This window comes from Bacteroidota bacterium (assembly GCA_016713925.1).
Taxonomy (GTDB): domain Bacteria; phylum Bacteroidota; class Bacteroidia; order AKYH767-A; family OLB10; genus JAJTFW01.
Genome location: JADJOH010000008.1, coordinates 851,858 through 865,208 on the forward strand (window position 1 = coordinate 851,858; position 13,351 = coordinate 865,208).

General features: G+C 42.5%; 13 protein-coding genes and 1 pseudogene. 6 read left to right on the forward strand and 8 right to left on the reverse strand.

All coding sequences use genetic code 11. The features are described from left to right. Positions 1-42 precede the first annotated feature (42 nt). Positions 43-225, reverse strand: coding sequence for a hypothetical protein (locus tag IPJ86_17470; protein MBK7889010.1), 183 nt, complete (start codon positions 223-225; stop codon positions 43-45). A gap of 57 nt (positions 226-282) precedes the next feature. On the opposite strand from IPJ86_17470, the gene IPJ86_17475 reads away from it, so the two are divergent. Next, complete coding sequence (locus IPJ86_17475) at positions 283-1,266, forward strand: hypothetical protein (GenBank protein ID MBK7889011.1); 984 nt, start codon at positions 283-285, stop codon at positions 1,264-1,266. 90 nt (positions 1,267-1,356) lie between these two features. Here the strand turns inward: IPJ86_17475 and IPJ86_17480 are convergent, their stop codons facing one another. The 4 genes from IPJ86_17480 to IPJ86_17495 form a co-directional block, all read right to left on the reverse strand. Further along, a complete protein-coding gene (locus tag IPJ86_17480) occupies positions 1,357-1,872 on the reverse strand; it encodes a hypothetical protein (GenBank protein MBK7889012.1) in 516 nt (171 codons plus the stop codon). Beyond that, a complete protein-coding gene (locus IPJ86_17485) occupies positions 1,865-4,267 on the reverse strand; it encodes a DUF3458 domain-containing protein (GenBank protein MBK7889013.1) in 2,403 nt (800 codons plus the stop codon). Before IPJ86_17485 ends, IPJ86_17480 begins: the two co-directional genes overlap by 8 nt. Continuing rightward, a complete protein-coding gene (locus IPJ86_17490; protein MBK7889014.1) occupies positions 4,179-4,484 on the reverse strand; it encodes a hypothetical protein in 306 nt (101 codons plus the stop codon). Before IPJ86_17490 ends, IPJ86_17485 begins: the two co-directional genes overlap by 89 nt. 211 nt (positions 4,485-4,695) lie before the next feature. Further along, positions 4,696-5,508, reverse strand: a complete 813-nt coding sequence (locus IPJ86_17495) for an energy transducer TonB (protein ID MBK7889015.1) — start codon at positions 5,506-5,508, stop codon at positions 4,696-4,698. Between the two features lie 211 nt (positions 5,509-5,719). On the opposite strand from IPJ86_17495, the gene IPJ86_17500 reads away from it, so the two are divergent. From IPJ86_17500 to IPJ86_17520, 5 genes are all read left to right on the forward strand, one after another. After that, positions 5,720-6,178, forward strand: coding sequence for a cytochrome B (locus IPJ86_17500; GenBank protein ID MBK7889016.1), 459 nt, complete (start codon positions 5,720-5,722; stop codon positions 6,176-6,178). Between the two features lie 127 nt (positions 6,179-6,305). After that, a complete protein-coding gene (hflX, locus tag IPJ86_17505) occupies positions 6,306-7,460 on the forward strand; it encodes a GTPase HflX (GenBank protein ID MBK7889017.1) in 1,155 nt (384 codons plus the stop codon). A gap of 735 nt (positions 7,461-8,195) precedes the next feature. Continuing rightward, the gene (locus IPJ86_17510) at positions 8,196-8,894 is read left to right on the forward strand and encodes a ComF family protein (protein MBK7889018.1); all 699 of its coding nucleotides are present in this window, start codon (positions 8,196-8,198) and stop codon (positions 8,892-8,894) included. A 23-nt stretch (positions 8,895-8,917) separates the two neighbouring features. Then, a complete protein-coding gene (locus IPJ86_17515) occupies positions 8,918-9,421 on the forward strand; it encodes a GAF domain-containing protein (GenBank protein MBK7889019.1) in 504 nt (167 codons plus the stop codon). Further along, on the forward strand, positions 9,418-11,028 hold the full coding sequence (locus IPJ86_17520; protein ID MBK7889020.1) for an Ig-like domain-containing protein: 1,611 nt from the start codon (positions 9,418-9,420) through the stop codon (positions 11,026-11,028). The genes IPJ86_17515 and IPJ86_17520 overlap by 4 nt, the downstream gene beginning before the upstream one ends. A gap of 58 nt (positions 11,029-11,086) precedes the next feature. On the opposite strand, the gene IPJ86_17525 is transcribed toward IPJ86_17520, so the two are convergent. From IPJ86_17525 to IPJ86_17535, 3 genes and pseudogenes are all read right to left on the reverse strand, one after another. Further along, positions 11,087-11,503: a RidA family protein gene (locus IPJ86_17525; protein ID MBK7889021.1), complete on the reverse strand. Its 417-nt coding sequence runs from the start codon at positions 11,501-11,503 to the stop codon at positions 11,087-11,089. 157 nt (positions 11,504-11,660) lie between these two features. Then, the gene (locus IPJ86_17530) at positions 11,661-12,416 is read right to left on the reverse strand and encodes an ATP-binding cassette domain-containing protein (GenBank protein MBK7889022.1); all 756 of its coding nucleotides are present in this window, start codon (positions 12,414-12,416) and stop codon (positions 11,661-11,663) included. Beyond that, positions 12,413-13,284 (reverse strand): annotated as a pseudogene (locus IPJ86_17535) (ABC transporter permease). Before IPJ86_17535 ends, IPJ86_17530 begins: the two are co-directional and overlap by 4 nt. Between the last annotated feature and the right edge of the window lie 67 nt (positions 13,285-13,351).

The window sequence follows — 13,351 nt, forward strand, 5'->3', positions numbered from 1 at the left end:
CTTTTCAGATATTGCCCTTTTCTTTGAATTATTTTCAGGATTTTAGCCTTTCTTTGACATGTAGTTGACTCCACCACGTCTTACATTTGCATCATACCATAACCAATAAATAGTTCCGATGGTGATAGCAATTCCAAAAAACCAATTGGTCAGATTTCCAATATATGGAAGGATGGAGAAGATGGATTCTGAAGCTTTCGCGATTCCGTTGAAGATAGCGGTCATATTTTCATTTAATTTGCCACAAAATTAGTTAAAAAATACACCCAACAAAGAATTTAGATGCTGATCCGCGCTTTCAAAACCTCACGACTTTTCCCGCTGATACTGCTGGTTATTTTATCAGCAGGGATGTGGATCATCTCTAAATCAGTTAGTTATCGTGTTGTCGAGCCAAATGGAATGCCACTTTATGATCTGGTCACTTATGCCCTGGGCTTTTTGCCGGATTGGGCCGGACTTTTTATAGGTTTTATTTTGGTCACCACCCAGGCTTTTCATCTGAACCTGGTTTTAAATAAACATGAGGTGCTCTATAAGTCGAGCTGGTTGCCTTCACTCCTGTATCTCTTCATGGCCGGCTTGCTTCCCCCTTTTCTTTGGATGCATCCGCTACTCTTTGTCAACAGTATTCTCATTTTTGTATTGGATCGTTTGTTTTCACTGTATAAGAATCCGTCGCCCTTGTCACTTGCCTTTGATAGTGCTTTTTTACTTTCCTTATCGGCATTGTTCTACCTGCCCGCGGTAATTCTGTTTTTATTCTATTTTCTCTGCATGATTATTTTGCGTCCGTTTTCCTGGCGGGAATGGATGGCGGGAATTATGGGTATGTTTCTCCCATTCTTTTTTGCCTTTTTATATTACTTCCTGAATGATGAACTCTTGTCTTTTTATGAACGCGTTTTTATCTCCGGCATTAAAAGACAAATCGATCTCAGTCATTTTTTTAATGTGGAGTATACCTTGAGTATTTCTCTTGTGGGGATATATTTCATTCTTTCCATGCTACGTTTACAGACCAACTACTATAAAAATGTTACCAAAGCCCGACTCGTACAACAGTTGTTGGTTTTAATGATTCCCGTTTGTCTTTTATCAGTTCTTGTATCACGCGATGAATTGTTGTTTCGCTTCAATACACTGGCTATCCCTTTTTCTGTGTATCTCTCCTATTATTTCATGTCCGGTAAGAAGGCATGGGTGATGGAGTTGATGTTTTTGCTCCTGGTGGGAGGGTGGGTGTATAACTACTTTGTGGTTTGACAACCTTATTTTGGTTATTCTTAAGTGAAGTAAATCCGCTGAAAATAATACTACTGCTCTGTAAAATTATTACAATACCTGGAGTGTAGATTAGCTCCGGGAATTATAGGCTCTTAAAAAATCCTTATTGTCATCCGGACTAACGACGCAAGGTTTGTCTTTTTTTCTTTCAATAAGAATGAATCGATCTTTTCTGCTGCAATACCATAACATGTTACCGATATGTTTAGTGTAAAAATGTCCGGTGTATCCAAATAAACCACCGTTTCCAAATTTGCGCAGAGGCCAGTTCATTTCTTTCTCAGTAGGTATGCGTATTGATTTAATGCTTTCGGCTTTAATGATTTTATCCCCAAAATATCTGCACACCACGATATCTTTATTTTCAATTTTATACCCTCGGGGTGAATAACCGAAAGTGACAATCAATAAAATGACCATGGGCACTCCCGTTAATAATCCAACCAATAATTGGTTTTCATGGAAATTAAATAATTCTGACCCTGACAGAATAAATGTTGAAAGAGTGAATGCAATAAGAAGAAAAGTGATAATTTTTGAAAACTTATCATAACTGCAGGAGAAGGTTTGTTGCCGGTCAATCATTTTTTTTGGGATTGTAAATTTTTAAAAGCATCTCATTCTTCTCATTCTTCTTGAGTTCGTCCAGATATTTTGCAGCTATTTCACCATAAGCATTCCAATTTTGTTCGGAGGTTTTGTCATTTGCTTTTGCCGCAACGGTCGCTTGTTCAAAACTGAAATTCCCATATTCAGCAAGCGATTGAACAGCCGCCAATCTTATTATCCAGGGTTCCTCTGTCTTGCCATATTGATGAATAATTTTTAATCCTTTCTCAATATTATTTTTATCCTTACAACGCTGCATGAATTTGCCAAATTGTTTCAGTTGAGAGTAGGCCCCAACCCCTGCGCTATTGTCAAGTGCCTTATTCATATAATTGAAATGAGTATCATTTCCATGCTTTGCATAGAGGTTGCCGAGAATCCTGTACACTTGTTCGTGATCGCTGTTTTCTAATTCGGAGCCGATGAGTAATGCTCCATCTTTATCTCTTTCTGCCAGCGCCTGAAGGGATGATGACATGACCGAGAAAGAACTATCTGAAATGGTGTTTTTAAAATAGGGGATAAGATCCTCGTCCTTGTAATGATTGTCAAGTGCGGAGATGGCAGCTTCACGAACTTCAGCATATTTATCTTTTCTTCCAATGGACATCAACATTTTTTTCACTTCATCCTTGCGGTCGGAGTTGGTCCAGGCTTCAATCTTGTTGATGGCCACTTCACGAATACGTCGGTTTTTATCTTTTAACGCTTCCAGTACAATTTCAGCACCCTGACTTCCTGCTTTATAATCTGCAGTAATCGCCAGTAATGCATCCATCCGATCCTGAAAAAGTGGCCCCTTGCGATACATGGTCATCCACTCCTCACTGCTGTGCTTATCATTGCGAATACCTGTGATCATCTTCTCGGCATCCACATTGATTAAATCAGGCTTCGTGGCACTTTCGAAGTAAAAAGTTTCCTCTTGTTTGCTGATGACAATAGCATGTCTTTTAATTTCATTGCCTTTATAAATATCCACAGCAACAGGAATGCGAAAAACCGGACTTTCATTCAGGTCTTGCGTTTGTTTGATGGTGACGGAGGCCGTTTTTGTGGTTTCATTGTACTGATAATTCATCTCGAGGATAGGATGACCTTTGGCATAAAACCATTGGTTGAAAAACCAGTTCAAATCTTCGCCGGTAATTTCCTCAAAAGCGATGCGCAACTGATGTGCCTCTACCGGTTTGTACTTATTCGTCTCCAGATATAATTTCAAAGCAGCATAGAAGGCATCATCTCCAACATGTTTCCTCAATATATGAAGAATAGTTCCTCCCTTTTGATAGGAATGTCTGTCGAACAGGTCTTCTCTTTTTTCATAATAGAAGCGGATCAGATTTTCCTTCTTTGTTTTTGATTCTCTCAGATAAGCATTGAGGTCATAGAGTCGGTAAATATCAGCGTCATCTCTGCCATATTTATATTCGTTCCATAAATATTCACCATAGGTAGCAAAGGATTCATTCAATGCAATATTGGCCCACGACTCACAAGTGACATAATCTCCAAACCATTGATGAAAGAGTTCGTGGGAGATCACATCTTCATTGGTGCCATCCAACAGTTCCCTTTCATCTTGTTGCAGAAACTCGCCGTGTACAGTCGCTGTAGTGTTCTCCATCGCTCCACTTACGTAATCTCTCACCACCACCTGATTGTATTTCGCCCATGGATATTCCACTCCTGTAATTTTAGAGAAGAAGGTGAGCATCTCGGGAGTATTTCCAAAAATTTTACGAGCTACCTTTTCATATTTTGGTTCTACATAATAACTGACTTCTTTCCCTTTCCATGTATCTTTCACAATAGCGTATTTTCCAATGGCCATCATGACAAGATAGGGAGCATGCGGTAAATCCTGTTTCCAAGTGTCGGTTCTGGTCCCGTCATTATTCTTCTTGCTCTGCACAAGGAGTCCATTCGACAAAGTGGTATAGGAGCTGTCAATGGTAATTTTAATTTCCTGCGTCATTTTTTGATTGGTCGCCTCTATCGTCGGAAACCAAACGGAGTTCGCTTGTGTTTCGCCTTGTGTCCAGATTTGCATCGGCTTATTCTTCTCCTTGCCTTCGGGATTGATGAAATAGAGACCTTTGTCACTGCTGATGGCCGCACTACCACCGAGATTTTTTAATTCATCCGGTTTAGCAACATAGTCTATAAAAATTTGAAAGCTTTCCGACAAAGTATATGTTTTATTCAGATTTATTTTGAGACTATCATGGGCATATTCAAAAGTGAGCCCAATGGTATCATTATTTTGCAGGAGCGCTACTTTATTTATATCCATCCCTCGTGCATTTAACCATACATAATCGCCGGGGTAGAAATGAGGGCGCAAGGTGAGCGTTGCCTTTCCTATCAAAGTAACGTTTCGTCCAGTCAAAACGCACATCAAGGGCGGTATGTAGCAAATCATAAGTTTTAGGATAAGATCCCATGTATTGCGGAATGTATTCTTCTCCCGGGACTACAGTGATTTCAGGAAGATTTCGAACTTCTGTCCCTGTATTTTTACTTGTTTTACAACTATGGAAGAGCAGAATGGCTGCGAGAGGAAGGATGTATTTGTTAAATGGCATTTTAATAGTTTAGTATTCCAAAATTAGATTTTTAATTTGATCTCCATGAAATATTAGACAAAGTCTTGATTTTAAACGACAAGCACATCCTGTTGCAGAAGATTTAAGAAGAGAATAATCGTCGAAACGCCATGGAAAGCTTTTGTATTCAAAAACGAAGAGCCCGGCTTTATTATGCCCGGGCTCTCCTTTTACACTAATATTTTAAATACTATTTAATTCGAAATGCTACAGGAAGCATGTACTGAACATTTACCGCTCGTCCGTTTTGTTTTCCAGGTTTCCACTGCGGCATCTTTTTTATCACGCGAATTGCCTCTTCTTCACATCCACCTCCGATTCCTTTTACCATTTGGATATTGTCGATTTCGCCATTTCTGTCAACTACGAAGCTGATGTAAACAATGCCGGTGATATTTTCTTCTCTTGCAATGGCTGGATAATGGATATTTGTAGACAAGTACTTTAGCATGGCTGCTTCTCCACCGGGAAAGTTCGGCATCTCCTCTACCCATGAATGTACTTTATTGGTTCCCCCGCTATTTGTAGGCTCCGGATCCGGAAGTTCTTCTTTGATGGTAGCAGAATCGGATTTGTTGGTTTTTGTGGCGAGCGCTGTTTTAAGTAACTCTTCCTGCGTCAGCATATTTTCCAGGCTATCCTTATCCGTTACAATAAGGTTGGTAAATTGTTGAGTAGGTCCACTTGGTTTTTTAAACAAGGCCTCTATTTTATTAACCGGGGGAATAATTTTTTCCGGTAATACAACATCTGTAAGATCAAATTTCCCCTCCACAGGTGGTTCAATAATGAGTTTTTTAACCGGTTGAAAGTAGTTGATGATTGCCGGCAGCGAGAGAATGGTCATCAGTAAGAGGGCTGTTGCGAAAAACGCCTTCAGTACAGCCTGATTATAATCTCTTCGGATCACATAGGCGCCATAATCATGGTTTCTATTGTTGAATACCAATTCCAGGCGTTCTTGGGAGATGGGGTTGTCCCAGTTTTTTCTGAAGTTTTTCATACGTTTCTTTGTTAGGTGTTAACCTCTAAACGATGCAGGCAATGGGATTATTCCATAAGCCGGTCACGAAATTGTCAAACTGATAATAGTGCATTGGCGTGGAGTTGGATGGGTTACTTGTTTAAAAGTCCTGCTTTTATTGTGAAATTATCGATCCCTATAAATTAAATGACAAGAGATTTTTAGTAAATTTGCGATCAAACCATTAAATATGTTCATAGGACTACTTCACTTCCATAGCCTCTTGCGCTGGGTATTACTTCTCCTCCTGATTACCGTTATAGTTAAAGCCTTCCAGGGTAGGAGTGGTGGAAAAAAATTCGAATCCGGCGATAGAAAATTATCGTTGTTTACCATGATTACTGCTCACCTTCAGCTGATATTAGGCGGGTTTTTGTATGTGATTAGCCCTACGGTCCAAAATGCGCTGAGTGATATGGGCGCTGCAATGAAAAATGGAGAATCCCGATTCTGGGCGGTTGAACATATCAGTTTGATGGTGATTGCCATCGCTATACTTACTGTCGGACATATTAAAGCCAAGAAAGCAGTGGGAGATCAGGCTAAATTTAAAGCGCAAGCGCTCTATTTTACCATTGGATTACTCCTCATACTGATTTCGATCCCATGGCCTTTCCGTGAAGTAGGGATGGGACGTGGTTGGTTTTAATATCATTCCTGAGTTTAGAATTAATTTTACTGAAATAAATTAAGTACAATTGTCGAACACACCACATGACCTGGCTATAATCCCTGAACGTGTCATCCTGATAGGTCTTGCTACCCGACAGCAGGATATGGATCAGGTGAATGAATACCTGGAGGAATTGGCCTTCCTCGCTGAAACAGCCGGAGCGATTACAGTAAAACGTTTTACCCAAAAGCTGGATCATGCCGATACCCGTACTTTTGTAGGAAAGGGGAAGATGGAAGAGATCATCACTTTCGTGAAGGCGAATGATATCCAGATTGCCATTTTCGATGATGAACTAACGCCATCGCAGATACGCAATATAGAAAAAATCATCGGTTGTCGTGTGATTGACCGGACCAATCTGATCCTGGATATTTTCGCGAAACGTGCACGTACGGCCCAGTCTAAAGTACAGGTAGAACTGGCGCAATACCGGTACATGCTTCCCCGTCTTACGCGGATGTGGACCCATTTGGAGAAACAGCAGGGTGGTATCGGTATGAGAGGTCCCGGAGAATCGGAGATTGAAACCGATCGACGCGTGATTCGTGAAAAGCTGGCCCGCTTAAGAGAACGCCTGGCCGAAATTGATAAGCAGAACAGTACACAACGAAAAAGAAGAAGCGAAGTCGTACGTGTTGCTCTCGTGGGTTATACCAATGTAGGCAAGAGTACCCTTATGAATTTGCTGAGCAAAAGTGAGGTGTTCGCTGAGAATAAATTATTCGCCACCTTAGATACAACAGTGCGTAAAGTGGTGATCGAAAATATTCCCTTCCTGCTTTCCGATACGGTAGGTTTCATTCGTAAGCTTCCTCATGATCTCGTAGAATCGTTCAAGTCGACTTTAGATGAAGTGCGCGAGGCAGATATTCTTGTACACGTCGTCGATATCTCACACCCGAACTTCGAGCAGCATATTCATGTGGTCAATGAAACGCTCAATGATCTGGGTGTACTCGACAAACCTATACTTTTAGTGTTTAATAAAATTGATGCGTTCAAATACACGGTGAGAGATGAAGATGATTTGACCGAACCGGGGCCTGAACATCGCAGTCTGGATGATTTGAAAAGATCCTGGATGGCACGCGGTGCATATCCTTCTATTTTTATTTCAGCTGCTCAAAAAATAAATATAAGTGAGTTGCGTGCTGCTTTGATGGGTCTCGTAAAGCAAATCCATTTCATTCGTTATCCTAACACCCGTCCACCCGAAGATTGGGTCGAGTTTCAGGATGGGGAACAGGAGGTGTAGGTGAACCTGTTTTTGATAAAATCAGAGTTGTTATCCGGGTAATATAGGACAGTCAAGTAGTTTTTCAACTTCATTTCAATACCATCATTTTTACGTTAAGCATTTGTATTCGTTTAGCTGACGAGTAATCGTTTTGGCTATAGTATTTTTGTCCGGGAGTTGGCAATGTAAAAATGGGAATGGATAGCAAAAATCGACAACACTCTTCATTTATACCGGAGGACACCATGTGCCGACATCCTCAAAGAACATATAGCGAAAGCTATAAAGAGGCGATTCCATCTTATTGAATTCTACATTCTCACCAGGGTGGATGGAGGCTGATATCAGTTGCAGAGGTGACGCCACGCTGTGGCTATAATAATGACGCCACGCTGTGGCTATAATAATGACGCCACGCTGTGGCTATAATAATGACGCCACGCTGTGGCTATAATAATGACGCCACGCTGTGGCTATAATAATGACGCCACGCTGTGGCTATAATACTGTCGCCACGCTGTGGCTATAATAGTGTCGCCACGCTGTGGCTATAATAATGACGCCACGCTGTGGCTATAATAGTGTCGCTCCTACGGAGCTTTGGGAAATGAAATCTGCTTTGCTAGGATACTGACGCCACGCTGTGGCTTTTGCATCATAACTTTAAACCTTTATCTCTAATCTCTAATCTATAAATTTTAAACCTTAAACCTTAAACCTTAAACCTTAAACCTTGAACTTTAAACTTGTAAAATGTTTTTAAAAACACTGGCTATTGACTTACTCGACTTCTTCTTTCCCAACCTTTGCGCCGGTTGTGAAGGTCAGTTGGTGAGAGGGGAGGAAGGCTTATGCATTGGCTGTTTGCTGACTATGCCGGTGACGGGTTTTGAGAAGGATCCGGAGAATCCGGTGATGAAACAATTTTGGGGTAAGGTGCCAATTGAGGCGGCGATGGCTTATTGTCATTTCAGCAAAGGGGGAAAGATGCAGCGTTTGATACATCATCTCAAATACAAGAACCGACCGGATATCGGAGTGAAATTGGGACAATTATGTGCACACCAGCTTCATGGGGCAACAATGTATTCTTCCGCTCAGGTGGTGGTTCCCATTCCGCTGCATCCCAACAAACAGCGCTTGAGAGGATACAATCAGGCGGCGAGTTTCGGGCAGGGATTGGCGCAGGTACTTCGAATTCCACATCTGGAAAATGCCCTTCAGCGACGAAAGAACACTTCGACGCAAACCCGAAAGAGCAGATTTGAGCGTTCACAGAATGTATCGAGTGTATTTGAAGTGCAGGATATGAAGGCATTAGAAGGGAAAAACATCATTCTGGTTGACGATGTGATCACAACAGGTTCAACGCTGGTGGCTGCAGCTGAGGAGTTGATCAGAATACCCGGAGTGAGAGTAAGTATTGTGACCATTGCGTTTGCCCGAGGCTAAAGAGCGATTATCTTTGTGCCTGCATGGCGGAATCTATTGAATTTCCTTTATCAACCGTTTCTAAACAAGAGCGGTATGAATTGTTGTTGCCTCAATTGCATCATTTGGTGGAGGATGAATCCGATTTGATAGCGAACCTCGGTAACTTAATGGCGGCATTGAAGGAGGCCATGGGCTTTTTATGGATTGGCGTTTATTTCGTCAGAGCAGAGGAATTGGTGTTGGGGCCGTTTCAGGGTCCGCTGGCATGTACACGTATTGCCTACGGGAAAGGTGTTTGCGGAATGGCCTGGAAGGAAGGGAAGACGATACTTGTTCCCGATGTAGATCAATTTCCCGGACATATCGCCTGTAGTTCTTTGTCGAAGTCGGAGATTGTTTTGCCGGTTTTTAGCAATGATAAAGTAGTGATGGTGCTGGATGTGGACAGTGACCGCCTTGCTGATTTTGATGAAACGGATGCTGTAGCACTCGGAAAAGTAACCGGTATTATTAGTGGTCTTCTTGCTAAAGCACCTGCACGTTGAAAAGGATATTTCATTTCGTCCTGCTGCTGCTTATCAGCGCATGCGCCAACCGCGTGACTCCTACAGGCGGTGATAAGGATGTGAAACCCCCGCAACTTCTTGTTGCTGTTCCTGCTGATAAAACTGTGAATTTTAAAAGTAAGGAAATCCGTCTCTACTTCGATGAATATGTGCAGTTGGTAGATTTGCCCGGGCAGCTGCTCATCTCTCCGTTAACCGGCAAAATGCCGGTGGTGAAGGTCTCTAAAAAATCGATCGTCATTACCTTGCCGGATAGTTTGTTGCAGAATACCACGTACACCATTAGTTTCGGTAAAGCTATTGTGGATGTGCATGAATCAAATCCTTTAGTGGATTTCCAATATGTTTTTTCTACAGGAGATTATCTGGATTCGCTGACATTGGAAGGAGTGGTGAAAGATGCAGCGGTATTGACGGGCGTAAAGAATATAACGGCGTTGATATACCGAAAATGGAAAGACGTGTTACCCGATTCCATGGTGTTTAAAAATCGCCCTGATTATTTTGCAAGAACCAATGAGAACGGTGAGTTCAAAGTAAGTAATATGCCGCCCGGTGAATACAAGGTGTTCGCTGTAGATGATAAGAATAACAATTATAAATGCGATAACCCTTCTGATGAGGGATTGGCATTTCAGGAGCAACTTATTACGCTGCCCGGACTTCAGTACTCACAACTGAAAATTTCCACTTTGGAACCTGCCGGCATTCGCTTGCTGAAACCATCGGTGATGGACCGGCATTGCGCCCTGATATCTTTTAATAAGCCTCTTGACTCCATTGAAATAGTAGATTTTTCAGGAAAAAAATGGGAGGGCAGATATTATCAGAGCGCATTCAAAGATTCTTTATACCTCTGTCAACCCGATAAAAGTAAAGATTCATTGTCGTTGTTAATTTATAATGCCGGACAATTTGTCGATACCGTGATGATGTCATTGGCTCCCGCAAAAGGCAGTAAGGAAGGAGCAGACCGTCTGCGCATTTTCCTCCGTCAGTCTCCTACCGGATTTGGACCGGAATCTCCTTTGATCCTCAATACAAATCATCCCCTTCTGGCAATGAATGATTCAGCAGAGATTGTAGAGGATAGTGCGAAGGCTGTTTCTGTACCATTGGTCATCATAGATTCATTGAGAGGGTATTTCAGCATCACCTATCCCTGGCAAAGCGGAAAACGATATAATGTAGTAATGTATCCCGGAACGATTAAGGATATTTACGATTACAGCAACGACACCACCAAAAATGAGTTCCTGGTTCCGGGACTGGAGAGTACAGCGATCCTCAGCGTGAAGACAGAAGGTTTAGTAAATGGTAAAAGTTATATCCTTCAACTCTTAAATGAAAAGTATGAGCTGCTGCGTGAAGTCAAAACTACAATTGATTCACTACATACATTTGCTTATTTAACACCCGGCTCTATCCGCTTGCGAATCATTGAAGACAACAATCACGACGGACGCTGGACCTATGGCAATTATGGAAAACGCCGACAACCCGAGCCGGTATGGATGTATCAGGAGGCTCTCACATTGCGTTCGAATTGGGAGTTGGAGGTGGTTTTTAAGGTGTTTACGGAGTAGTAATCCACGAAAATCCGCCTGAAAGATTGATTTTTTATAAGCAGAAAAAAATGCTGATTTACACCGTAGCAATCACCTTCAGTTCAATCCCAATCGGCGTCGGCAGACAATTAATTTCTACAGTTGTGCGGCAAGGTTGGTTGTCTTTAAAGTACTCCGCGTAGATGCGATTGTAGGTTTTGAAATCGTCCTTCATATTGGTTAGAAATACGGTGACGTCAACAATTTTATCCCAACTGCTGCCGGCGTCTTCAAGTATATATTTGATATTTCGAAAAACAGAATGGCATTGGGCTTCGATATCATAGGAGATAATATTCCCTTGTTCGTCCAGTTCAACACCGGGGATTTTCTTCGTGCCTCGTTCCCGTGGTCCGACACCCGATAAGAACAAAAGATCTCCCACACGACGGGCATGCGGATAGAGTCCTACCGGTTCAGGGGCTTTAGAAGAGTGTATGGGTGAATCAGACATGGGTTTAGATTTTAGGTGAATAGATTACTGATGCAAATATATTATTTTACCACTTCGCAAAAGTGTTTTTCATTTGATTCCAGATGTGATTAAGGTTAGATCTTCTAGCTTTTTTAATGTTGGATGGATTTAATAGAAAACTCGAACATGCTGTCGATTAATTCCCATCAAACCAACCATAAAGTTCTTCCACCCGGAGTGCTTGCTTTTCGGTAGCGCTAATCGCTTTGTTAATTCGCCCTTCCTTCATATGAATCACCCTTGTACCGTATTGAATACAGTCTTTCATCCGGTGAGTCACCAGCAAGGCAGAAAGGTTTTTTTCTTTTATCAATTGGTCGATGAGTTGCATGATGAGTTCAGCACTTCGCGGATCCAGGGCGGCGCTGGGTTCATCCATGAGCAGGATTTTACAATCATCCATGGTGCTCATGAGGAGGGTAAGCGCCTGTCGTTGTCCGCCGCTGAGTTTGCCCATGTTCTGGTCAAGTTTTTTTTCCAGTCCCATGCCCAACCGGCTGATACTATCGGCCACGCGTTGACGAAATGGTTTGTTAATGCCGATGGTGAATCCTTTCCTGCTACTTCGCAATGCCGCTAAGCGGAAATTTTCCAGAATACTGAGATCCGGTGCTGTACCCTGTAATGGATTTTGAAAGAGCCGTGCAATATAGGGACTGCGACGGTGTTCAGGCATGGTATTGACCACCATTTTATCAAAGTAAAGTTCTCCCTGATCAGGTGCATAACTGCCTGCTATTATGTTCAGCAGCGTTGATTTCCCGCTCCCGTTGGCTCCTATCACCACCACATATTCCCCACTGCCAATGGTTAAACTAACATCCTGCAATGCTTTTATCTGCATCGCTTCGCCGGGATGAAAGGTCTTGCTGATATGTTGGAGCTGGATCATGCGCGTTCTCTTTTGCGAAGTTGTCCGACAGCGATGATGAGTAATACAAACATAGCCGTGATGAGCCGGAGATAGTTCGGGTTGGCTCCCGCCGACAATGCTCCTGCGATGACCAGCCGGAAAGTAAGTCCGCCAATACAAATGGCGAGTAAATGATAGTAGATACTTCGTTGAATGATCTTCCCGAAAATTGTTTCACCGATCATAACGGCCCCAACCCCGAAATCACGATGCCAATGCCCATGTTGATATCGGCGAATCCCTGGTATTGGGTAAGAAGTGATCCGCTGAGCGCGATGCAACCATTTGCGAAAGCCAGTCCGATGATTTTCATGGTGTCCACATTCACTCCCATGGCCCGCACCATCCCTTCATTATTTCCTGTCGCCCGCATCGCAATTCCAAAGTCCGTGCGGAGAAGATAGCCTAAAAGGAAATAAAGAACGACTACAAATAAACATAAACTAATTACGGATTTCGACAAACCGGATCCAAAGGGGATGATCGTTAAAAAGGATGCCGTATCCATTAAGGGAAGATTAGGTCGCCCGAGGAGAATGAGATTGACAGAATAGAGCGCCGTCATGACCAGGATTCCGGAGAGCAGCGCATTCACTTTCATTTTAGTGTGGATAAGTCCCGAGCAGACACCTGCCATCATTCCCGCCACCATAGATAAAAACATGGATAGCAAAGGATGCATTCCCGAAGTAAGCGTAATGGCTGTCACCACTCCGCCTAATGTATAGCTCCCATCGGTAGTAATATCCGGAATATTAAAAATGCGCAGCGACAAATAAATACCATATCCAAGTCCCGCAAATGCAAGCCCCTGCAATAAAGCCGTAAGTATAAATGTCGCATTCATGGCTCCTGAGTTTCTGTTTCGTTCGGAAAAAAATCAGCGAAAATCTGCTTTATCCGTTTCATCCGTG